A 21,422-nucleotide genomic window follows, 5' to 3' on the forward strand; every position below is an offset into this window, starting at 1 on the left:
AGACATCGGTGCCTCATCGAAGACACATCGGCGCCGGGTATGTCGGTGCGTGCTGGTTGGATGGACCGATGCTGCACGGTCTCTGGTCTCCCGGTGCCGGATTGCTGCTCTGGGACGACGAGATCAGCACCGGAGACGAACCCGACCTACCGGCGACACACTCGCACGTGCTCACCCGCACGTTCCGGCATCGCGCCCGAGTGACGTTTCCCGACTCCACTCGACGCGCCACCCCTCGGGATCCGGTCGAACTGCCGGCGATCGCGCTGGCCCCGCACGATGCGGCCGACCTGTTGCTCCGCACCCCGTCGACCCACCCGCTGATCTCCGGCGACCTTCGGTTCCTGGGCCACGTCGCCCAGGGCATCGAACGGTGGGTCCGGGCCGGACGAGTGGTGCCGGCACTGAAATTGATGGACGGCCAGTGGTGGCCGCGTTGGCGGCTGGTCGGCGGCGAGCGTCAACGCGCCTGGCTCAGCGAGCTCGCTGTTGCGATGCCGTCGGTGCAGCGAGCGAACGAACGACCGAAGAAGCTTCTGGACGACATGGTCGAGGAGCTCACCGACCCGATCGTCAGATCGGTGCTCGGCAAGCCCGATTCCGAGCACCCGTTGCTGTCGGCCCTCGTGCGTGACGATCCGTATCTCGATGGGACGCAGAAGATCTCGACGCTGTTCGACAATTGGCGCGCCAGCCTCACCGTCGACGAACCGGCGCTGGTGCTGCGCCTGCTCGAACCGGATGACCAGGACGGCGAGACGGGCGATGCCGACGGTGCCCCGGACGATGCCGTCGAGTCGTTCTGGACACTTCAGGTGTGCCTGCGCGCGGACGGGGAGGCGCCGCGTCCGGTCCCGATGAGCCGCAAGGTCGACGCGACCTTGCTTTCGACGGCAGTGCGCAAACTCGGCGAGGCCGTCGCTGCCTACCCGAGGCTGCGTGATCTGCCCACCCAGGAGGGCACCCTCGACCTGTTGTTGCCGACGTCGGTGGTCATCGATCTCGTCGAACACGGTGCCACTGCATTGCGGGCCACCGGCACGACGGTCCTGCTGCCGAGGGCCTGGACCAGGTTGGATCCGTCGATGCGATTGCGGGTCGAGTCACCCGCGGTGACCAAAGCTGCGGCCGATCGTGCCGTCGGTATGGACGAGCTGGTGTCGTACGACTGGCAACTGCAGCTGGGCGACATGGTGCTCACCGAAGCGGAGATGAACCGGCTTGCCGTCTCGAAGGGCGACCTCGTCCGCCTGCGCGGGCAATGGGTGCTCGCCGACGGGGGACAGCTGGCGCGGGCCGCGAAGTACGTCGCCGAGCATCACGGCGACGGGACTGCGCTCAGCACGCTGATGCGTGAGATGACGTTGGCCGATCCGCCTCCGGCTCCGGTCCAGGACATCCGCGCTACCGGCTGGGCGGCAACGTTGCTCGAACCCGGGGCGGTTCCGGAAACCATCCCGGTGCCCGACGGTGTCCGAGCGACTCTGCGGCCCTACCAGCAACGCGGTCTCGACTGGCTCGCGTTCATGAGCCGACTCGGTCTCGGTGCCGTGCTCGCCGACGACATGGGCCTGGGCAAGACACTGCAGGTGCTCACGCTGCTCGCTCACGAGAACAGTGCGACTCCGACGCTGTTGGTGGCCCCGATGTCGGTGGTCGGTAACTGGCAACGTGAGGCCGCGAAATTCACTCCTGCACTGCGTGTTCTGGTGCACCACGGTCCGACGCGGTTACGCGACGAGGAGCTCGATCGAGCGATCGCGGAGCACGACCTGATCGTCACCACGTACGCATTGATGGCCAAGGACCGCGCGCAGTTGGCCGCACAGACGTGGCGTCGCGTGGTTCTCGACGAGGCGCAGCACATCAAGAATGCAGGCACCGTGCAGGCGAAGGCGGCGCTGGCCATTCCGGCCGATCACAAACTGGCGCTCACCGGGACGCCGGTGGAGAACCGGCTGGACGAGCTGAGGTCCATTCTGGATTTCGCGAACCCGGGCATGCTGGGGCGGCCGTCGGACTTCCGGAAGCGGTTCTCGGTCCCGATCGAGCGGGAGAACGACGAGAACGCGGTCTCGCGGCTGCGTGCCATCACGTCTCCGTTCATTCTGCGTCGCGTCAAGACCGATCCCACGGTCATCTCTGATCTGCCGGAGAAGAACGAAATGACCGTGCGCGCCAACCTCACTGCCGAGCAGGCGGCGTTGTACAAGGCCGTCGTCGACGAGATGATGGCCCAGATCGCGGACGCGAAGGGCATGAAGCGCAAGGGTGCGGTGCTCTCGGCCCTCACTCGCCTCAAACAGGTGTGCAATCACCCCGCGCATTTCCTGTCCGACGGTTCGGCGGTACTCAAGCGAGGTCAGCACCGTTCCGGAAAGATCGGATTGGTGGAGGACATGCTCGATTCCGTTCTCGGTGACAACGAGAAGGCGTTGTTGTTCACGCAGTTTCGAGAGTTCGGTGAGCTCGTGGCACCGTATTTCGCCGAGCGTTTCGGAGTTCAGGTGCCGTTCCTGCACGGCGGCGTGAGCAAGGGCAAGCGCGATGAGATGGTCGAGAAGTTCCAGAGCGACGACGGTCCGCCGATCATGATGCTCTCGCTCAAGGCCGGTGGTACCGGGCTCAATCTCACTGCCGCCAATCATGTTGTGCACCTAGATCGTTGGTGGAATCCGGCGGTGGAGAACCAGGCGACCGACCGCGCTTTCCGTATCGGCCAGCGCAAGAATGTGATGGTGCGCAAGCTGCTGTGTGTGGGCACCGTGGAGGAACGCATCGATTCGATGCTGGTGTCGAAGCAGGATCTGGCGGATCTGGCGGTGGGCACCGGTGAGAGCTGGGTGACCGAGATGGACACTGCGGAACTGCAGGAACTGTTTCGTCTCAGCGAAGACGCGGTGGGGGAGTGATGGCCGACTTCTCGCAGTACGGCAAGCGTCGACAAGCCAAGGGCGGCATCGAGTCTCGTAACAAGCGGGGTGCCTTCGGGCAGACGTGGTGGGGCAGGCACTTCGTCGCCGCGATGGAAGATCTGGCCGATCCGGGCCGGATCGCACGGGGCCGGACCTATGCCCGCCAGGGGCAGGTGCTCACTCTCGGCGTCGAACGCGGGCAGATCTACGGTGAGGTGCAGGGCAGTCAGCTCGAGCCGTTCTCGGCGTCGGTCAGCGTGGAGCCGCTCACCGAAGGCGAGGTGGCCGCGCTCGTCGGCCGAGTGCGATCCAACCCCGGCATGCTGGCGGAACTCGCGTCCAACGCGATTCCTCAGGCGCTGGCGTCGGTGCTGCTTCCCCACGACAAGGGGCAACTGGATTTCGACTGTTCGTGCCCCGACGACGGGTGGCCGTGCAAACACGCGGCAGCGCTGATGTACATCGCCGCCGAGCACATCGACGCGTCCGCGGGGACGATCCTGACACTGCGCGGTGTCGATCTGGATCAGTTGATCGAGGGGGTCGGCGACAGCGACGAGGAGTTCGACCCGGACGACTGGTTCGGCGATCGTGCGGCGTTCCCCGAACTTCCGAAAGTGTCGTTCGCTCCGGCGACGGACGATCTCGATCCGCTGATCCTGCGCAGAATCTTTCGCGCCGACGGTTCGACGGAGGCGGAAGTCAGCCGGGCCTGCGCTGATCTGCGCGCGTTCTACGACCGAATGTGACCGCTCCTGGACTTACATGGACATCCGACTATAGGATGAGCGTACTTAATTCCACGCTCGAGGACGGACACCCATGGCTCGCGAACTCACGCACTTCATCGGCGGCAAGCATGTCGCCGGCACCTCCGGACAGTTCGGGGATGTGTTCGATCCCAATACCGGTGAGGTGCAGGCCCGGGTGCCCCTGGCCGACGTATCCGAGGTCGAGGCCGCCATCGCCGACGCCGAGCAGGCGCAGCGTGAGTGGGCGAAGTGGAACCCGCAGCGGCGCGCTCGGGTGCTGATGAAGTTCCTTGCGCTCGTCACCCGCGACACCGAAGAACTCGCGCGGCTGCTCTCGTCGGAGCACGGCAAGACCATCGCCGACGCCAAGGGCGACATCCAGCGTGGCGTCGAGGTCGTCGAGTTCGCCGTCGGTGTTCCGCACCTGCTCAAGGGTGAGTACACCGAGGGTGCGGGTGGCGGTATCGACGTCTACTCGATGCGTCAGCCGCTCGGTGTCGTTGCCGGCATCACCCCGTTCAACTTCCCGGCCATGATTCCGCTGTGGAAGGCCGGCCCGGCCATTGCCTGCGGTAACGCCTTCATTCTCAAGCCGTCCGAGCGGGATCCGTCCGTGCCCCTCAAGCTCGCCGAACTGTTCCTCGAGGCAGGTCTGCCGCCGGGCGTCTTCAACGTCGTCAACGGCGGCAAGGACGCCGTCGACGTGCTGCTCACCGACGATCGCGTCAAGGCGATCGGCTTCGTCGGATCGACGCCCATCGCGCAGTACATCTACGAGACGGCGGCGCAGCACGGCAAGCGCGCACAGTGCTTCGGTGGAGCGAAGAACCACGCATTGGTGATGCCCGATGCCGATCTCGACGAGGTCGCCGACGCTCTGCTCGGAGCCGCATACGGTTCGGCCGGCGAGCGGTGCATGGCGATTTCCGTCGCGGTTCCCGTCGGTGAGGAGACCGCCGACGCGTTGGTCGCCAAACTGACCGAGCGAGTGGCGAAACTGAAGATCGGCCGCAGCGACGACGAGAACGCGGACTTCGGCCCGCTCGTCGGTAGCGATGCGTTGAAGCGCGTCAACGACTACACCCAGATCGGTGTGGACGAGGGTGCCGAGTTGGTCGTCGATGGACGCGGATTCAGTCTCGAGGGCCACGAGGGCGGATTCTTCGCCGGTGCAACGCTGTTCGACAAGGTGACCACCGACATGCGCATCTACAAGGAAGAGATCTTCGGACCGGTCCTGATCGTCGTGCGCGCGAAGGACTACGAGGACGCGCTGCGTCTGCCGTCCGAACACGAGTACGGCAACGGCGTCTCGATCTTCACTCGCGACGGCGACACCGCTCGCGACTTCTGCTCCCGCGTCCAGGTCGGCATGGTCGGCGTCAACGTGCCGATTCCGGTGCCGATCGCGTACCACACGTTCGGTGGTTGGAAGCGTTCGGGATTCGGCGATCTCAACCAGCACGGACCGGATTCCATCCGTTTCTACACCAAGACCAAGACCGTCACCCAGCGCTGGCCGTCGGGCACCAAGGAAGCAGCTGCGCAGAATCACTTCGTCATTCCGAACATGGACTGATCGACGATGTTCACGTTGAACGAGGACGAGCGTGCCATCAACGACACTGCTCGTGATTTCGCGGACGAGTTCCTCGCACCGAACGCCGTCGAATGGGATCAGCAGAAGCACTTTCCGGTAGACTTGCTGCGCAAGGCTGCTGCTCTCGGGATGGGCGGCATCTACATTCGTGAAGACGTGGGCGGATCGGGCCTGACCCGCGTCGACGCGGTGCGCATCTTCGAGCAACTCGCCACCGGTGACCCGTCCATCGCGGCCTACATTTCCATCCACAACATGGTCGCCTGGATGATCGACACGTACGGCGACGACGAGCAACGGCAGCGCTGGCTTCCGGGGCTGTGCTCGATGGACCAGCTCGGTAGCTACTGCCTCACCGAACCCGGCGCTGGATCCGATGCGGCAAAGCTCGGTACCAAGGCCGTCCGCGACGGTGACGAGTACGTGCTGGACGGCGTCAAGCAGTTCATCTCCGGCGCAGGCACTTCCGAGGTGTACGTCGTCATGGCCCGCACCGGAGCGCCGGGTCCCCGCGGCATCTCGGCGTTCATCGTGCCGAAGGACACGGCGGGACTGTCGTTCGGAGCGAACGAGAAGAAGATGGGATGGAACGCTCAACCCACCCGCCAGGTGATCTTCGAAGGTGCCCGCGTTCCGGCTGCCAACCTGCTCGGCGGCGAGGGCGACGGATTTCGGATCGCGATGAACGGGCTCAACGGCGGACGCATCAACATCGCCGCGTGCTCGATCGGCGGCGCACAGTCCGCTCTCGACAAGGCCGTGTCCTACCTCGCCGACCGCAACGCATTCGGTGCCAGGTTGCTCGACTCGCAGGCCCTGCAGTTTCGACTGGCGGATTTCAAGACCGAGCTCGAAGCTGCCCGAACGCTGCTGTGGCGAGCAGCGGACGGGTTGCAGAACAATGCCGCCGACAAGGTCGAGATGTGCGCGATGGCAAAGCGTTTCGGTACCGATACCGGCTTCGAGGTCGCCAACGGGGCGCTGCAGTTGCTCGGCGGATACGGTTATCTCGCCGAGTACGGTGTCGAGAAAATCGTTCGCGACCTTCGGGTCCACCAGATTCTGGAAGGTACCAACGAGATCATGCGCGTGGTCGTAGCTCGCTCCATCGTGGGTGCAGCATGAGCGATGTCCTACTGGAGGTTTCGGGCGGGATCGGTCGCATCACTCTGAACCGCCCCAAAGCGATCAACGCACTCTCGCATGCGATGGTGCAGCAGATAGCTCCGGCGTTGGCGCAGTGGGCAACCGACGACAGCGTCGACGTCGTCCTGTTGACCGGAGCCGGCGAGCGAGGATTGTGCGCGGGCGGCGACATAGTCTCGATCTACCACGACGCCGAGGACGGCGGCAGCGGAAGCAAGGACTTCTGGCGCGACGAGTACGTGCTCAACGCCGCGATCGCCCGCTTCCCCAAGCCCTTCGTCGCGATCATGGACGGCATCGTCATGGGCGGTGGCGTCGGGCTCTCGGCCCACGCGAACACCCGCATCGTGACCGAACGTTCGATGATCGCGATGCCCGAGGTCGGCATCGGATTCATCCCCGATGTCGGTGGCACCTACCTTCTTTCGCGTGCGCCCGGCGAAACCGGTACCCACTTCGCGCTCACCACGGCGCGGATGAATGCGGCCGACGCCATCGCGGTCGGATTCGCCGATCACTACATTCCGTCGGACAAGCTCGAGGAGTTCTACATCGCCCTCGAGACGGTCAGCGTCGGGGAGGCCGTCGACACGTTCAGCGAGTCGGCTCCGGAATCCACCGTCGCGGCTCAGCAGGAATGGATCGACGAGTGCTACGCCGGTGACGACATTCAGGGCATCGTCGACGCTCTGGCTGCATCGCCGGTGCCGGAGGCGCAGCAGGCTGCAAAGGACATCGCGTCCAAATCGCCGGTGTCTCTTGCGGTGACGCTGCGGTCGCTGCGACGGGCGGCGACGCTGCCCTCCCTCGAGGCCGTGCTCGACGAGGAGTACCGCGTGTCGGTCGCGTCGCTGAGCAGTCACGATCTGGTCGAGGGAATTCGGGCGCAGGTCGTCGACAAGGATCGCAATCCCCAGTGGCAGCCGGCCACGTCGGCGGACGTCACTGCCGAGGACGTCGACCGATACTTCGCGCCCCTGGGCGACGCCGAACTCGGTCTGTCGAAAGCACATACAGAAGGTGAGCAGTCATGAGCGAGAAGACGATCGGATTCATCGGCCTCGGGCACATGGGTGGGCCGATGGCCGCCAACCTGGCTGCGGCCGGGTACACGGTGCAGGGCTTCGACTTGGTTCCCGCGGCGCTCGAGCAGGCCACGAAGGACGGCGTGACAGTGGTGGAGTCCGCGGTCGCGGCCGTCGCCGGAGCCGACATCGTGATCACGATGTTGCCGAACGGAAAACTGGTACTCGGGCTCTACGGGGACCTGCTCCCTGCCGCGGCACCGGGAACGTTGTTCATCGACTCGTCGACCATCGACGTCGCCGACGCGCATGCCGCGCACCGGCTGGTGCACGAGGCCGGACACCGCAGCCTCGACGCTCCGGTCTCGGGCGGTGTCGGGGGAGCGGCCGCAGGCACGCTCACGTTCATGGTCGGTGGTTCGGAGGACGATTTCGCGGCCGCCGCTGCCGTTCTCGATGTCATGGGCCGCAAGGTCGTGCACTGTGGACCAGCGGGCAACGGTCAGGCCGCCAAGATCTGCAACAACATGATTCTCGGCGTATCGATGATCGCCATCAGTGAGGCCTTCGTGTTGGGCGAGAAGCTCGGTCTGAGCAATCAGGCGCTTTTCGACGTGGCATCGACCGCGTCCGGCCAATGCTGGGCGTTGACGACCAATTGCCCGGTGCCCGGTCCGGTTCCGACGAGCCCGGCCAACAACGAGTACAAGCCCGGATTCGCAGCGGCCCTCATGGACAAGGACCTGGGTCTGGCTGCGAATGCACTGCGCGACAACGGGGTCGAGGGAGTACTCGGCCTTCGTGCGGCCGAGCTCTACGCTCGGTTCAAGGAAACGTCCGGGGGCGGAACCGACGTGGACTTCTCCGGCATCATCAACGACATCCGCGAACGCTCGAACGGAGCTGCCCAGTGACCGACTACGAAACCATCCTGCTCGAACGACGGGGACGCGTCGGCATCATCACGCTGAACCGTCCGAAAGCATTGAACGCGCTGAACTCTCAGTTGATGCGTGAGGTCGTCTCGGTGGTGGAGGAACTCGATGCAGATTCCGAGATCGGTGCCATTCTGATCACCGGATCCGAGCGGGCCTTCGCGGCCGGGGCCGACATCAAAGAAATGCAGCCCAAGTCCTACATGGACGTGTACCTCGACGATTTCTTCGCGGCGTGGGATCGACTGGCCGCGGCGCGGACGCCCCTCATCGCGGCGGTCTCCGGTTATGCACTCGGTGGCGGGTGTGAACTCGCGATGCTGTGTGATGTTCTGATCGCCTCCGACACCGCGGTATTCGGACAACCCGAGATCAAGTTGGGTGTCATTCCGGGGATCGGTGGCTCGCAGCGCTTGACGCGTGCGGTGGGCAAGGCCAAGGCCATGGAGATGTGCCTGACCGGCAGGAACATGAAGGTCGAGGAAGCCGAGCGAGCAGGATTGGTCTCGCGCATCGTGCCGGTCGCCGACCTCCTCGAGGACGCCATCGCAACCGCCACGACCATCGCCGAGATGTCGCTTCCGGTCGCCATGATGGCGAAGGAAGCAGTGAACCGATCGTTCGAGTCGAGCCTTCGTGAGGGAGTTCTGTTCGAGCGCCGCGTGTTTCATTCGACGTTCGCCACGGAGGATCAGAAGGAAGGGATGTCGGCTTTCATCGAGAAGCGCACGCCCAACTTCCAACACCGGTAGTGCTGGCCGCTCTTTCGGGTCGTTCCGCGGGCTCCACTCCCACCCCGACCGGTCGTTCCGCAGGCTCCACTCCCACCCCGACCGGTCGTTCCGCAGGCTCCACTCCCACCCCGACCGGTCGTTCCGCAGGCTCCACTCCCACCCCGACCGGTCGTTCCGCAGGCTCCACTCCCTGGGCCGTCCTACCTGTCGGGGGACAGGAGGGCGGCCCCGCGGGCCGAGACCAGCTCGGGCATCGTCGGCACCAGGGTCGTCAGGCCGGTCCGCAGTTCGAGAGACCGCGCTATCGAGGTGATGTTCGCGCCGCCGCCGACCACGACGATGGACTGCGGTCTGGCTCCGGACAATTCGATGGTCTGCTCCACCAGCATGCCCGCGTAGCGGACGGGTCCTGCGATCAGATCGTCGAAGTCGCGCCGCGTCAGCACATGCCGTGCAGTGCCGGCTGGGTCCGTGGTGCTGACGACGGGATCGATGCTCAGTTGCTCCTTGATGGACCGGCTGGCGTCGAGTCCGATGCGAACGCCCTTGGACGAGAGCAGTCGGCGAACCGAGTGGTCGAGGTCGTCGCCGCAGAACGTCGCGGTGCGCCGCGTCATGAGGGTGCGAGTGGACGCGAGGTCGATGACGGTGACCGTGGTCCCCGTACTACCGATGTCGCACAGCACGGTGACGCCGTGATTGGGGACCAGCCCGATGAATCGTAGAAACCTCACTTGCGCAGCGGTTTCCGGAACGAGTGTGGCCGTGCGAGCGGTACCTCCGGTGGCGACCGTGCCGGGATCGGTGGCCACCCGGTAGGCGATAGCGGAGAACTGGACCGGGAGCGACATCGTCGCGGCGATGGAATGGATGGCGTCGACGCCGGTGGCGATCGTGGTGGCCAGCGACTGCCCTGGAGCGCGGCGTACCGTCCGCGACACGATGGGTGTGCGGTGGGGGCTGTCCAGATACGTCAGAATTGCGCGTGCACCGTGCGCACCCGCCCCGACCCCCAACACCAGCACCCCGCCCCGCCCTTCAGCAGACCGACTCCGATCTGTTCCCAGAGCAATTGGACCACGAACGGTACGGCTGTGCCATTGTCTTGTGACGAGTCACCATCGAACTCAGAACGATGTGGTGATGTCATCACTGTCGAAATCGCCTGCATCCGAACGCAGTTCCGCAAGGATGCGCACCAGCGCCATCAGCTTGTCGCGCGCGAGCCCGGGCTTGGCGAACACCAGCGTGTTCAGGCGCTCGGTGGCTTCGACCGCCAACGTGCGCCCCTGCTCGGTGATTTCGACCAGGGTGGTCCGTCGATCGCTGGGATGGGGAATGCGGCGCACGTAGCCGACCGATTCGAGGCGGTCCACCGCGTTGGTCACACTGGTGGGGTGCACTTGCAGTCGAGCACTCGCCTTCGCCATCGGTAACGCGCCGTTCTTGGTGAACGTCAACAACGTCAGCAATTCGTAGCGCGAAAACGTCAGTCCCGTCGGCTTGAGCGCTTCCTCGACCCGGGCCAGCATGATCTGCTGCGCGCGCATCAGCGAGGTGACCGCGGCCATACCGTCGGCGGCATCGGTCCACCCGTGCTTGGTCCACTGACGGTGGGCCTCTGCAATGGGGTCGAGGGGAAGCGGCGACGGTGCTGGCATACACACCATCCTCCCACGGTGCCCGGTTCGAGCGTCTACCGAATGACGGTGCGAAGTACCGCGAGTGGTACCCGATCGGTGATCGCTGCTCGAGTCCGCGAAATCTGCTCGCGGGCATCGGCTGTGCGCGCGCTGTCGGTCTCGTCGACGGTCAGGGCGGCGTCCAACAGGCTCAATTGCGCCAGCACGGCGTCGACATCGTCGGTGGAGCGTGCGGCGCGGCCGACCCTCTCGGCGAGGCGAATTCCGGCCTGGACCACCATGGGACTGCCGGTCCCGTAGATGCGCACCGCATCGAGCGCATGGTCGATCAAGATCGAGACGGCCACCCGCCGCACGATCAGTCGCACCTCTCCGTCGGTTCCGCGCCGTCCGCGTGACGGTGCCGGCCGTTGGACCAGGGCAACGAGTCCGACGGAGAGATCGTCGATGGCGTTACGCGCCGTGTAGGGATCGTTGACCCCGGTGGACAGCGCCCGGACCGCCATCTCCGTCATCTGCTCGACGGCGAACGCGATGTCGTGGCGTGGCGTCCTACTGGTACCGATGTCGAAGGAAGAGCGGACTCGGTCGATCGATGCAGCGGAGATGTCGACCGAGCGATCGGCGAGAATGTCGACGAGCGGCTCGCCGGAGACGACGTGCTCGCCCGGGACCCGATGAATCTCGATCAGCGTGCCGTTGTCGGTCGCGATGCCCAGCAGTGCGTCCTCGTCGATGTCGATGATCACCCCGGATGTCTCGGCCAGGACCGTCACGTAGACAGCTGGTTTCGAGATGCCGTCGATCGATGCGGAATCGTCGGGACGGTCGGTCGGGTAGAGGGAGTCGACGGACTCCGACAGCTCGTCGCGGACTCTCGCGGACAGGGTGGCCACTTGAATCGACTGCGCGATGTGATGGATGAAGTAGACGAGTACGCCTACATCGACCACCGCGAGCGCCACGGCGACATTGACGGCGATGTCCGGGACGAACACCGAACCATCGGATTCGATCGAACGAATCGACCGCAGCACCATCAGCGAGTACAGGAACGTCGCCCCGAAGATCCCCAGTACCACCTGATTCCCGCGGTCCGCCATGAAGTTTCGCACCAGACGGGGGCCGTACGAGGAGCTGGCCGTGGCGAGGACGGAGATGGTGATGGAGAACGACGTGGCGGCCACCCCCAGCATCGAGCCACCGATCGCCCCGAGGATGTCCCGGCTGCCACTCGCTCCGACGTGATAGAGCAACGAGCCAGTCAGGTCCACGCGGGTGTCGAGTAGGTAGCGATCGAGGCCGACGAGCGCCTGCGCCAGTAGGAGTGCGAGAACTCCGAGGACGGCGGGAATGAACCAGAACGACTCCCGCAACCGCGCCATGTGTTCCTTCATGAGCGACAGTCTTCCCGCCCAGGAACGAATCGACACCCGCACTTCGAATCACGCTGAGCGTAACCGTGGTGTTCGTGTGGCCGACACGGCATCATCATCGATGATGCGGGTGTGGCTGAGTGGCTAGGCACCGGCCTGCAAAGCCGTTTACACGGGTTCGAATCCCGTCGCTCGCTCCACCATCGAGGCCGGCCGGAAACGGCCGGCCTCGATTCGTCCTGTCTCGACTCGTTTCAGGCAAGTAGAGCGGGCTTTCGTGCCACGGTCACGGCCCAGTCCGCGTCGGCGCGCCAGGGTTGCAGGTTCCAGGTGGAGAATCGATGTTCGACGAAAAATCCGACCGCCGTGAGATCCTCGTGTAGTTCGTCGACCGTATAGGCGCGATCGGTGGCGAAGCCGGTGACGAACACTCCGCCGTCGTTCAGATGGGCCCAGATGCGTTCGAGCGCAGCACGTTCGGTGCCCGGCTCGAGAAAGACCAACACGTTGCCGGCCGCCACGACCGCGTCGAACGTGCGATTCAACTCGAGCGTGGTCAGATCCGCGAGATGGACCTCCAGTTCGGGGTGACTGCGCGCCTTCTCGACCAGAATCGGATCGAGATCCACAGCGGTGACGTGGTGACCACGTCTCGCCAACTCGGCACCGAGGCGACCGGTACCGCATCCGGCATCGAGAATGCTCGACGCGGGGGAGACCACCGCGTCGACCATGCGGGCCTCACCGTGCAGATCCACGCCGCGTTCGGCCAGACGATCGAATCTCTCGATGTACCGAGCGGAATCGTCGGCGGAGTTCTCGGCTTGCCAGCGTGTGGTCATGCCGCCAGGGTAGGTCAGCTCGGTTCGTCGAGGGCCGACCGGGCTTCGGCCACGCGTACCCGGGCCGCCTCGAGCGCCTCCGCCGTCGACTCTGCCTGTTCGACGCTTGCTTTCTCCGTTGCCCGCGCAGCCTTCGCTCTGGCTCTGGCGGCGTCCAGCTCGGCTTCGAGTCTCTCGACTTCTGCTGTGGCGCTGCGTCGTTCGGCCGCGGCACGTTCTGTGTCCTGGTCGGCAACGTCGGCCGCATCGCGTGCGGCATCCAATGCGGTTTCGGCAGAGTCGAGTTCGGCGACCAGTCGATCATGTTCGGCCTCGCGCAGCCGCTCGGCTTCGGAGGTGTCCTCGGCATCCGGCTCTGCAGCGGACTCGGGCGCGTCATCGGTACCGTCCGGTTCGAATTCCGTCTCGGCATCGTCGACCGTGCCAGGAACGAGCGAGAGCAGCGCGGGGCCGAAGCCGCTGTATGTCTCGGCCACCACCGTTCGGCCCGCACGAACCCGGTCGCGGATCTCCGGATCGGCCATCGCGGCATTGAGGGTGTTGGACATTTCGCGCGCCGCGTTGTCGCCGACGGTCACGCCACGTTCGCGACCCAATGCGACGGCTCGATCGGTGAGCGCGCGTATCGAAGCGCTTCGAGCGGTGGACAACTCACGCAGTCGATGACCGTCGCCGCGTTGCTGAGCCCGTTCGAGTTCGGCACCGAGGTCGAACAACTCGGCTACCGCGGATTCGTCCTGACGAGCGAGTGTGTTCACCAACCAGGCCACGACAGTGGGCTTACGGAGTCCGCCGATACGAGTGGCACCGGACTTGTCTCCGGCTTTCTTGAACCGGGTCACGAACACCGATCGGTGCGACACGAAGTCGGCGGGTGCCAGCGAATACAGCTCGTCGATGACGGTGTCGATATCGGGGAGATCCTCGGACATGTGAACAGTCCGTCTCGTTCGAGCAGTCGCTTCAGGGAAGTGACGTGCGTGAAAGATGTGTGCCCCCGGCAGGATTCGAACCTGCGGCCTTTCGCTCCGGAGGCGAACGCTCTATCCCCTGAGCTACGGGGGCGCACCGGTGAGAACCGGCGTGCCTGTTGGGCTGTACGAAAGACTAGCGCATGTGCGACGGGAGTCGAAATCACCCCTCGGGCAGCGGCTGCGCCCCCTTCGCCGCGAGCATCTGCTTCATCAGAGTCGACTCACTCGTCTGCGTCGCCACCATGGACTTCGCCAGGTTGATCACCGCGGGAGACTGCGCGTGCGTCTGGGCGTATTCCATCATCGCCAGGCCGCCCTCGTGGTGACGCAGCATCAGTTGCAGGAACATGACGTCGACGTCGGTTCCGGTCGCTTGGCGAAGTGCGGCGAGCTCCGCGGAGCTGGCCATGCCGGGCATGGCCCTGGTGGGATCGGTGGATCCCGGTTCCATCGACATGCCGCCCATCGAATGGCCGTGAGAGTCGTCGGCCGTCATCCAGGTCATGTAGCCGTCGGTCGATATCGGCGCGCGGTCCCACAACGCGAGCCAGCCCTGCATCTGGCCCACCTGATTCTGTTGCGAGGTGAGCATGTCGAACGCCAGGCTCTTGACGGCCTGATCGGGCGCGTTCGTCAACGCGACTGCGGCCATTTCGATGGCCTGGTTGTGGTGCACCGTCATGTCCTGGGCAAATCCGACGTCGACCGAATCTGCTGCGGGTGAGTTGTCACCGTTGCGGAACGGATTCTGCGCCAGGAAGCCCAGCGCGAATCCGATGGCCAGTACGGCGATCACGGCCAAGGCGACCAGCGCAGTGCGCTGGCTCCGCTTGGTCTCGGGGGCGGCGTTGACCGAGTCGACTGTCGAATCGATCATCAGTTCGCGGGCACCTGGAGATCGCTGGGCAGCTGGGCGCCGCCGGGGAGCTGCGCGCCGCCGGGCAGGCCGCTCGGCATGCCGCCGGCGCCGCTGGTCTCGCTGGTATCGGGGGTGATGCCGGCACCGTCCATCGGAACGGCGTCCGCACCCGGGGCCGAGGCGTCGAAGAGCGGTGGGTTGTCGGGATCGAATGCATTGTCACCGACTCCCGGCACGGATGCACAGCTGGCACCGACCTCCGGGTAGGCGAAGCGGTTCAGGCGCAGAGCAGAGATGAACTGACCGATGCGCTCGTCGTCGACGCTGTCGAGCTTGAGCTGGTGACCCCAGGACTGCAGCGAGACGGGGGTGTCGAGGCCCGGGTACGGCGACATCAGCATCTGCGTTTCCCCGTCGACGCGGTCGGCGAGGGACTTGATCTGGTCTTCGTTCAGGTCGTCGGGGTTGTACGTCACCCAGACCGCTCCGTGTTCGAGGGAGTGCACAGCGTTTTCGGTGCGGATCGCCTCTGGGTAGACGATGCCGGTGCAGGTGGCCCACACCGCGTCGTGCGGTCCGCCGAACGGCGGCGTCTGGTCGTAGGCGACGCGTTGCGCGCGCCCGACGTGCAGGGCTGCCGGGTATTCCTTGATGGTGACGCCATCGATTCCGGTCGACGGATCCTGATTGCTCTCGCTGGGCGCGAACTTCTGCGCCTCGGCGCGGTCCTGGTACTTGGGATAGAGGTTGACCCCGAGGCCCACGACCAGTCCGACGACCACCACGACACCGGCAACCGTCAGCCAGGGAATCTGTCTGCCCTTGGCAGCGGGCACGCCGCCCTGCTTCTTGCGAGCGGACTTCTTGTTGGCTGCACTGATGGCTTTGTCTGCCTTCGCAGCCGACTTGTTCTGACTGCCTTTGTCGGGACCCGTTGGCATCGCTGTGGTTGCTCTCTCAGTCGAGGAAAGTGGGTGGTCGGTAGCGCTGGTGGTACGTATCTGCTGGTGACGGCCGTGCTCGACGGTCGTCCGCGCAGAGCGCCCTTACTGTACGTTCTCTGTCTGAGAGCGTGCTCAGAGCCCGTGTGGACCGCGTCGGCCAGGTGGCCTCGCGCTCGGACGGGCAGTGGATGCGAGTATGCCGCACACCAGCCAATAGGATGGCTACCTGTGACTCCCGCCGATCTTGCCGAATTGCTTCACGCGACCGCCGCGAAGGTGCTTGCCGACCGCGGCCTGGATGCATCCGTTCTCCCCTCGAAGCTGACGGTCGAGCGTCCCCGCAATCCCGAGCACGGTGACTACGCCACCAACGTGGCGCTGCAGGTGGCGAAGAAGGCCGGAGCCAATCCCCGTGATTTCGCCGGCTGGCTCGCCGAGGCACTCGCTGCCGATGCCGCGATCGCCAGCGCCGACGTCGCAGGCCCCGGCTTTCTGAACATCAGGCTGGCGGCCGCAGCACAGGGCGAGATCGTTGCCCGCGTACTGGCCGCCGGTACCGAGTTCGGCAACGGATCCTCGATGGCAGGCAAGAAGGTCAACCTCGAGTTCGTCTCGGCCAACCCCACCGGACCGGTGCACCTCGGCGGCACTCGTTGGGCAGCCGTCGGCGATGCACTCGGACGCATCCTGACCGCGCACGGAGCCGACGTCACCCGCGAGTACTACTTCAACGATCACGGCGCTCAGATCGACCGCTTCAGTCGCTCGCTCATCGCCGCGGCCAAGGGGGAGCCGGCACCGGAGAACGGCTATGCGGGCGAGTACATCGCCGAGATCGCACAGCAGGTGCTGGCGAAGGAGCCCGAAGCACTGGCGCTGGCACCCGAGGCGCAGGACGAGACCTTCCGGTCGATCGGTACCCAGCTGATGTTCGACCGCATCAAGGCGAATCTGCACGAATTCGGTGTCGATTTCGACGTCTACTTCCACGAGAACTCACTCTTCGAGTCCGGTGCCGTCGAGAAGTCGGTCGACTACCTCAAGAGCTCGGGCAGCCTGTACGAGGAAGACGGTGCGTGGTGGCTTCGGTCCACCGAGTACGGCGACGACAAGGATCGCGTCGTCATCAAGAGCGACGGTAATGCTGCCTACATTGCAGGCGACATCGCGTACTTCCAGAACAAGCGGCAGCGCGGCTTCGACCTGTGCATCTACATGCTCGGAGCAGACCATCACGGCTACATCGGTCGACTCAAGGCCGCCGCCGCTGCATTCGGCGACGACCCCGAGACCGTCGAGGTGCTGATCGGGCAGATGGTCAACCTCGTTCGCGACGGCGTTGCGGTGAAGATGAGCAAGCGAGCAGGCACCGTCATCACTCTCGACGATCTGGTCGAAGCCATCGGCGTCGACGCGTCGCGCTACGTCATGATCCGGTCGTCCGTCGACTCGAGCATCGACATCGACCTCGCCCTGTGGGCCAGCGCGAGTAACGAGAACCCGGTGTACTACGTCCAGTACGCCCACGCCCGGCTGGCATCGCTCGCGCGCAATGCCGCCGAACTGGGGATCTCTGCTGATGATCCCGATCTGAGCCTGCTGACGCACGAGCAGGAGGGCGAGTTGATCAGGACGATCGGTGAGTACCCGCGCGTGGTCGCCAGTGCCGCCGAACTACGCGAACCACACCGGATCGCCCGCTACCTCGAAGAACTGGCGGGGGCCTACCACCGGTTCTACGGCGCGTGTCGAGTACTTCCCCAAGGAGACGAGGAGCCCGGACCTGTGAACACCGCACGACTGGCATTGGGCAACGCAACCCGGCAGGTTCTGGCCAACGGCCTCGAACTGCTCGGTGTCAGCGCACCGGAGCGCATGTGAGCGCACATCCGGCAGGGCCCAAGCACGCCGATGCCCCAGCCAAGCAGTCCACGTCCGAGCGTCCGAGCGCCGCGTCGGACATGACGGCGCTTCCCGAACAGGTGTGGCCACGCAACGCTGCACGCGGCGACGACGGCACGGTTCGGCTCGCCGGAGTGTCGGTCACCGACCTCGCAGCGCAGTACGGCACCCCACTGTTCGTCGTGGACGAGGCCGACTTCCGCGCACGCTGCCGCGAGATGGCCGCTGCGTTCGGCGCACCCGAACGAGTTCACTACGCCTCCAAGGCATTTCTGTGTGGAGAGATCGCTCGTTGGGTGGCCGACGAGGGTCTCTCACTCGACATCTGCTCGGGCGGTGAGCTGGCGATCGCCCTGGCCGCCGGATTCCCGGCCGATCGAATTGCCATGCACGGCAACAATAAATCCGTTGCCGAGCTCGAGGCCGGAGTGCGAGCCGGAGTCGAGCACGTCGTTCTCGACTCCAACATCGAGATCGACCGTCTCGACGCCGTGGCCGGTTCGGCCGGTGTGGTGCAGGACGTGCTGATTCGCATCACCGTCGGCGTCGAAGCACACACGCACGAGTTCATCGCGACCGCTCACGAAGATCAGAAGTTCGGCTTCTCTCTGGCCGACGGCTCGGCGATCGAAGCCGTCCGGCGGGTGTTCGCCGCGGACAACCTTCGTCTCGTGGGGCTGCACAGTCACATCGGATCGCAGATCTTCGAGGTCGACGGATTCGAGCTGGCTGCGCACAAGGTCATCGGGCTGCTCCGCGACATCGTGGCCGAGTTCGGGGTGGACAAGACCTCACAGATCTCGACGCTCGATCTCGGTGGCGGCATGGGTATTTCGTACGTACCGAGTGACGATCCGCCGCCCGTCGATCAATTGGCGGCGAAGCTGGCGAGCATCGTCGAGACGGAGTCGGCCGCGGCCGGGTTGCCGGTTCCGACCATTGCCGTCGAGCCGGGTCGAGCGATCGCCGGTCCGGGCACCGTGACGCTCTACGAGGTGGGCACCGTCAAGGACGTCACCGTCGACAACGCCACTCGCAGGCGGTACATCAGCGTCGACGGCGGTATGAGCGACAACATTCGTACCTCGCTGTATCAGGCCGAGTACGACTGCCGCTTGGTCTCGCGTACCAGCGACGCCGACGCCGTGATGGCTCGCGTGGTCGGAAAGCACTGTGAGAGTGGCGATATCGTCATCAAGAACACGTGGATGCCGGCCGACGTCGGGCCCGGTGATCTGCTCGCCGTCGCAGCCACCGGTGCCTACTGCTACTCCATGTCCAGCCGCTACAACCTGCTGACGCGGCCCGCTGTGGTCGCGGTGAAGGACGGGCGTTCGCGCCTGATCCTGCGGCGGGAAACCATCGAAGATCTGCTCAGCTTGGAGGTTCAGCCATGACATCGAAGCCGATAGGCGTCGCCGTACTCGGACTCGGAAACGTCGGTAGCGAGGTCGTCCGGATCCTCACCGAGAATGCAGCGGACTTCGAGGCCAGAATTGGTGCGCCACTGGAGATTCGGGGAATCGCGGTGCGTCGGATCGACGGCGATCGCGGAGTACCGGCCGAACTGCTCACCGACGACCCGGCCGAATTGGTCGGTCGCGACGACGTCGACATCGTCGTCGAGGTGCTCGGCGGTATCGACATCCCGCGCAAGCTGGTGTTGTCGGCGCTCGAGAACGGCAAGTCCGTCATCACTGCGAACAAGGCCCTGCTCGCCGAATACACCGGAGAGTTGGCCGACGCGGCCGAGAAGTCGCGCGCCGATCTGTATTTCGAGGCAGCTGTCGCCGGAGCCATTCCGGTGGTGCGGCCGTTGATGCAGTCGTTGGCAGGCGACCGCGTGAACAAGGTCGCGGGCATCGTCAACGGCACCACCAATTTCATCCTCTCGGCCATGGACGAGACCGGTGCCGATTACGCCGAAACCCTCGCCGAGGCAGGGCGATTGGGTTACGCCGAGGCCGATCCGACGGCCGATGTCGAGGGTTACGACGCTGCGTCCAAGGCGGCCATCCTCGCCTCGATCGCGTTCCACACTCGGGTCACGGCCGGCGACGTCTACCGCGAGGGCATCAGCAAGATCACTGCAGACGACCTCGAGACCGCGAAGTCTCTCGACTGCACCATCAAGCTGCTGGCCATCTGCGAGCGCATCACCACGCCCAAGGGCAAGGAGCGCATCTCGGCCCGGGTATACCCGGCGCTCGTTCCGCTCGATCACCCGTTGGCGTCGGTGAACGGCGCGTTCAACGCCGTCGTCGTCGAGGCCGAGGCTGCCGGCCGGTTGATGTTCTACGGCCAGGGTGCGGGCGGAGCGCCGACGGCGTCGGCTGTGCTCGGCGACCTGGTGATGGCCGCGCGCAACAAGTTCTACGGTGGCCGCGGCCCGCTGGAGTCCAAGTACGCCAAGCTGAAGGTGGCCCCGATGGGTGACATCCTCACCCGGTACTACGTCAGCATGCAGGTGGCCGACAAGCCCGGCGTTCTCGCTACCGTGGCCGCCGAATTCTCCAAGCGCGACGTCAGCATCTCCACCGTGCGCCAGCACGGCGCGGGTGACGGGGCCAGGCTCGTCGTGGTCACGCACCTCGCGGCCGATTCCGCACTGTCCGACACCGTTGCATCCCTCGAGCAGTTGGACGTGGTCGTCCACGTTGCCAGCGTTCTCAGATTGGAAGGCACCACAGTATGAGCGTCCACACCCCCTGGCCCGGTCTGATCGAGGCGTACCGCTCGCGTCTGGCGATCGGTCCCGACTGGAAGACCGTCACCCTGCGCGAGGGCGGCACTCCGCTGCTTCCCGCCGGGCACCTGTCCGAATTGACCGGCTGCACAGTGCACCTGAAGGTCGAGGGACTCAACCCCACCGGTTCGTTCAAGGACCGCGGCATGACCATGGCCGTCACTGACGCGCTCGCCCGTGGGCAAGAAGCAGTTCTGTGCGCGTCCACCGGCAACACCTCGGCGTCCGCTGCGGCCTACGCGGCCAAGGCCGGCATGTCCTGCGCCGTACTGGTTCCGCAGGGCAAGATCGCGATGGGCAAGCTGGCTCAGGCAGTCATGCACGGCGCGAAGATCATTCAGGTCCAGGGCAACTTCGACGACTGCCTCGAACTGGCGCGCAAGACCACGGCCGAGTTCCCAACGATCGGTCTGGTCAACTCCGTCAACCCCGTGCGTATCGAGGGGCAGAAGACCGCGGCGTTCGAGATCTGCGACGCCCTCGGCGATGCACCCGACATCCATGCTCTTCCGGTCGGCAACGCGGGCAACATCACCGCGTACTGGCGCGGGTACTCCGAGTACTTCCGCGACGGCCTCACCACCCGCAAGCCGCGCATGCTCGGCGTGCAGGCCGCGGGTGCCGCGCCTCTGGTTCACGGTGCGCCCGTGAAGGACCCGGAAACGATCGCGACCGCAATCCGGATCGGTTCACCCGCATCCTGGAACGGTGCCGTCAATGCCAAGGAAGAATCGAACGGAGCATTCCGGGCCGCGACCGACGAGGAGATCCTCGAGGCGTACCGGTTGATCGCGAAGACCGAGGGCGTGTTCGTCGAACCGGCCTCCGCGGCAAGCGTCGCCGGACTGTTGGCGGCTCGAAAGGAAGGCTGGCTGGAGCCGGGCCTGACCGTCGTCTGCACGGTGACCGGTAACGGTCTCAAGGATCCCGACACCGCACTATCGGGAATGCCTGTCGTGGAACCGATTTCGGTCGACCCCGTCGCTGTTGCGGCTGCGCTCGAGCTGGCCTGAGTTGACGGAATCTCCG

General features: G+C 65.3%; 18 protein-coding genes and 2 tRNA genes. 12 read left to right on the top strand and 8 right to left on the bottom strand.

The features are described from left to right. The first annotated feature begins 68 nt into the window (after window positions 1-68). The 7 genes from E4P29_RS23975 (at window position 69) to E4P29_RS24005 (ending at window position 9,125) form a co-directional block, all read left to right on the top strand. A complete protein-coding gene (locus E4P29_RS23975) occupies window positions 69-2,912 on the top strand; it encodes a DEAD/DEAH box helicase (protein ID WP_135047516.1) in 2,844 nt (947 codons plus the stop codon). Beyond that, window positions 2,912-3,664 (top strand): SWIM zinc finger family protein, encoded by a 753-nt coding sequence (locus E4P29_RS23980; protein ID WP_032368786.1) that lies wholly within the window; start codon window positions 2,912-2,914, stop codon window positions 3,662-3,664. The genes E4P29_RS23975 and E4P29_RS23980 overlap by 1 nt, the downstream gene beginning before the upstream one ends. A 73-nt stretch (window positions 3,665-3,737) precedes the next feature. Further along, complete coding sequence (locus tag E4P29_RS23985; protein WP_032365569.1) at window positions 3,738-5,246, top strand: CoA-acylating methylmalonate-semialdehyde dehydrogenase; 1,509 nt, start codon at window positions 3,738-3,740, stop codon at window positions 5,244-5,246. A 6-nt stretch (window positions 5,247-5,252) separates the two neighbouring features. Then, on the top strand, window positions 5,253-6,392 hold the full coding sequence (locus E4P29_RS23990) for an isobutyryl-CoA dehydrogenase (protein WP_135047518.1): 1,140 nt from the start codon (window positions 5,253-5,255) through the stop codon (window positions 6,390-6,392). Further along, complete coding sequence (locus E4P29_RS23995; RefSeq protein WP_135047520.1) at window positions 6,389-7,447, top strand: enoyl-CoA hydratase/isomerase family protein; 1,059 nt, start codon at window positions 6,389-6,391, stop codon at window positions 7,445-7,447. Before E4P29_RS23990 ends, E4P29_RS23995 begins: the two co-directional genes overlap by 4 nt. Then, window positions 7,444-8,352, top strand: a complete 909-nt coding sequence (gene mmsB / locus E4P29_RS24000; RefSeq protein WP_135047522.1) for a 3-hydroxyisobutyrate dehydrogenase — start codon at window positions 7,444-7,446, stop codon at window positions 8,350-8,352. Before E4P29_RS23995 ends, mmsB begins: the two co-directional genes overlap by 4 nt. Next, a complete protein-coding gene (locus E4P29_RS24005; RefSeq protein WP_135047524.1) occupies window positions 8,349-9,125 on the top strand; it encodes an enoyl-CoA hydratase in 777 nt (258 codons plus the stop codon). Before mmsB ends, E4P29_RS24005 begins: the two co-directional genes overlap by 4 nt. Window positions 9,126-9,307: 182 nt before the next feature. Here the strand turns inward: E4P29_RS24005 and E4P29_RS24010 are convergent, their stop codons facing one another. The 3 genes from E4P29_RS24010 to E4P29_RS24020 all read right to left on the bottom strand — a co-directional run bounded on the left by E4P29_RS24010 (window position 9,308) and on the right by E4P29_RS24020 (window position 12,147). Then, window positions 9,308-10,132, bottom strand: coding sequence for a hypothetical protein (locus E4P29_RS24010; protein WP_135047526.1), 825 nt, complete (start codon window positions 10,130-10,132; stop codon window positions 9,308-9,310). A 102-nt stretch (window positions 10,133-10,234) separates the two neighbouring features. Then, window positions 10,235-10,768: a MarR family transcriptional regulator gene (locus E4P29_RS24015; protein WP_135047529.1), complete on the bottom strand. Its 534-nt coding sequence runs from the start codon at window positions 10,766-10,768 to the stop codon at window positions 10,235-10,237. Window positions 10,769-10,803: 35 nt separating this feature from the next. Further along, window positions 10,804-12,147 carry a DUF2254 domain-containing protein gene (locus E4P29_RS24020; RefSeq protein ID WP_135047531.1) on the bottom strand — a complete coding sequence of 448 codons (1,344 nt, stop codon included), beginning with the start codon at window positions 12,145-12,147 and terminating at the stop codon, window positions 10,804-10,806. A gap of 105 nt (window positions 12,148-12,252) precedes the next feature. Here E4P29_RS24020 and E4P29_RS24025 point away from each other — a divergent pair. Continuing rightward, window positions 12,253-12,326, top strand: a tRNA-Cys gene (locus tag E4P29_RS24025). Between the two features lie 54 nt (window positions 12,327-12,380). On the opposite strand, the gene E4P29_RS24030 is transcribed toward E4P29_RS24025, so the two are convergent. The 5 genes from E4P29_RS24030 to E4P29_RS24050 all read right to left on the bottom strand — a co-directional run bounded on the left by E4P29_RS24030 (window position 12,381) and on the right by E4P29_RS24050 (window position 15,742). Then, entirely contained in the window at window positions 12,381-12,968 is a 588-nt protein-coding gene (locus E4P29_RS24030; RefSeq protein ID WP_135047533.1) for a class I SAM-dependent methyltransferase, read from the bottom strand. Between the two features lie 14 nt (window positions 12,969-12,982). Continuing rightward, entirely contained in the window at window positions 12,983-13,900 is a 918-nt protein-coding gene (locus E4P29_RS24035; RefSeq protein ID WP_135047535.1) for a hypothetical protein, read from the bottom strand. A 60-nt stretch (window positions 13,901-13,960) separates the two neighbouring features. Continuing rightward, window positions 13,961-14,033, bottom strand: a tRNA-Arg gene (locus tag E4P29_RS24040). 69 nt (window positions 14,034-14,102) lie between these two features. Continuing rightward, entirely contained in the window at window positions 14,103-14,819 is a 717-nt protein-coding gene (locus E4P29_RS24045) for a DUF305 domain-containing protein (protein WP_135047537.1), read from the bottom strand. After that, the gene (locus E4P29_RS24050) at window positions 14,819-15,742 is read right to left on the bottom strand and encodes a DUF3105 domain-containing protein (RefSeq protein ID WP_135047538.1); all 924 of its coding nucleotides are present in this window, start codon (window positions 15,740-15,742) and stop codon (window positions 14,819-14,821) included. Before E4P29_RS24050 ends, E4P29_RS24045 begins: the two co-directional genes overlap by 1 nt. 231 nt (window positions 15,743-15,973) lie before the next feature. Here E4P29_RS24050 and argS point away from each other — a divergent pair, with 231 nt between their 5' ends. Genes argS through thrC form a run of 4 tightly spaced genes read left to right on the top strand, consistent with a single transcriptional unit; the run spans window position 15,974 to window position 21,406 of the window. Further along, window positions 15,974-17,626 carry an arginine--tRNA ligase gene (gene argS / locus E4P29_RS24055; protein ID WP_135047540.1) on the top strand — a complete coding sequence of 551 codons (1,653 nt, stop codon included), beginning with the start codon at window positions 15,974-15,976 and terminating at the stop codon, window positions 17,624-17,626. Continuing rightward, on the top strand, window positions 17,623-19,044 hold the full coding sequence (gene lysA, locus E4P29_RS24060) for a diaminopimelate decarboxylase (RefSeq protein ID WP_135047542.1): 1,422 nt from the start codon (window positions 17,623-17,625) through the stop codon (window positions 19,042-19,044). Before argS ends, lysA begins: the two co-directional genes overlap by 4 nt. Beyond that, window positions 19,041-20,342 (top strand): homoserine dehydrogenase, encoded by a 1,302-nt coding sequence (locus tag E4P29_RS24065; RefSeq protein WP_032368776.1) that lies wholly within the window; start codon window positions 19,041-19,043, stop codon window positions 20,340-20,342. Before lysA ends, E4P29_RS24065 begins: the two co-directional genes overlap by 4 nt. Beyond that, the gene (gene thrC, locus E4P29_RS24070) at window positions 20,339-21,406 is read left to right on the top strand and encodes a threonine synthase (protein ID WP_027497914.1); all 1,068 of its coding nucleotides are present in this window, start codon (window positions 20,339-20,341) and stop codon (window positions 21,404-21,406) included. Before E4P29_RS24065 ends, thrC begins: the two co-directional genes overlap by 4 nt. The last annotated feature ends 16 nt before the right edge of the window (window positions 21,407-21,422 follow it).

It is taken from the genome of Rhodococcus sp. 1R11, assembly GCF_004563845.1.
GTDB lineage: Bacteria > Actinomycetota > Actinomycetes > Mycobacteriales > Mycobacteriaceae > Rhodococcoides.

Coding starts and splice junctions, on each gene's coding strand:
- E4P29_RS24015 (WP_135047529.1), bottom strand. CDS start 10,768: ATGCCAGCACCGTCGCCGCTTCCCCTCGACCCCATTGCAGAGGCCCAC.
- thrC (WP_027497914.1), top strand. CDS start 20,339: ATGAGCGTCCACACCCCCTGGCCCGGTCTGATCGAGGCGTACCGCTCG.
- E4P29_RS23980 (WP_032368786.1), top strand. CDS start 2,912: ATGGCCGACTTCTCGCAGTACGGCAAGCGTCGACAAGCCAAGGGCGGC.
- E4P29_RS24020 (WP_135047531.1), bottom strand. CDS start 12,147: ATGAAGGAACACATGGCGCGGTTGCGGGAGTCGTTCTGGTTCATTCCC.
- E4P29_RS23990 (WP_135047518.1), top strand. CDS start 5,253: ATGTTCACGTTGAACGAGGACGAGCGTGCCATCAACGACACTGCTCGT.
- E4P29_RS23985 (WP_032365569.1), top strand. CDS start 3,738: ATGGCTCGCGAACTCACGCACTTCATCGGCGGCAAGCATGTCGCCGGC.
- E4P29_RS24050 (WP_135047538.1), bottom strand. CDS start 15,742: ATGCCAACGGGTCCCGACAAAGGCAGTCAGAACAAGTCGGCTGCGAAG.
- E4P29_RS23995 (WP_135047520.1), top strand. CDS start 6,389: ATGAGCGATGTCCTACTGGAGGTTTCGGGCGGGATCGGTCGCATCACT.
- E4P29_RS24045 (WP_135047537.1), bottom strand. CDS start 14,819: ATGATCGATTCGACAGTCGACTCGGTCAACGCCGCCCCCGAGACCAAG.
- E4P29_RS24030 (WP_135047533.1), bottom strand. CDS start 12,968: ATGACCACACGCTGGCAAGCCGAGAACTCCGCCGACGATTCCGCTCGG.
- E4P29_RS24035 (WP_135047535.1), bottom strand. CDS start 13,900: ATGTCCGAGGATCTCCCCGATATCGACACCGTCATCGACGAGCTGTAT.
- E4P29_RS23975 (WP_135047516.1), top strand. CDS start 69: ATGCTGCACGGTCTCTGGTCTCCCGGTGCCGGATTGCTGCTCTGGGAC.
- E4P29_RS24065 (WP_032368776.1), top strand. CDS start 19,041: ATGACATCGAAGCCGATAGGCGTCGCCGTACTCGGACTCGGAAACGTC.
- mmsB (WP_135047522.1), top strand. CDS start 7,444: ATGAGCGAGAAGACGATCGGATTCATCGGCCTCGGGCACATGGGTGGG.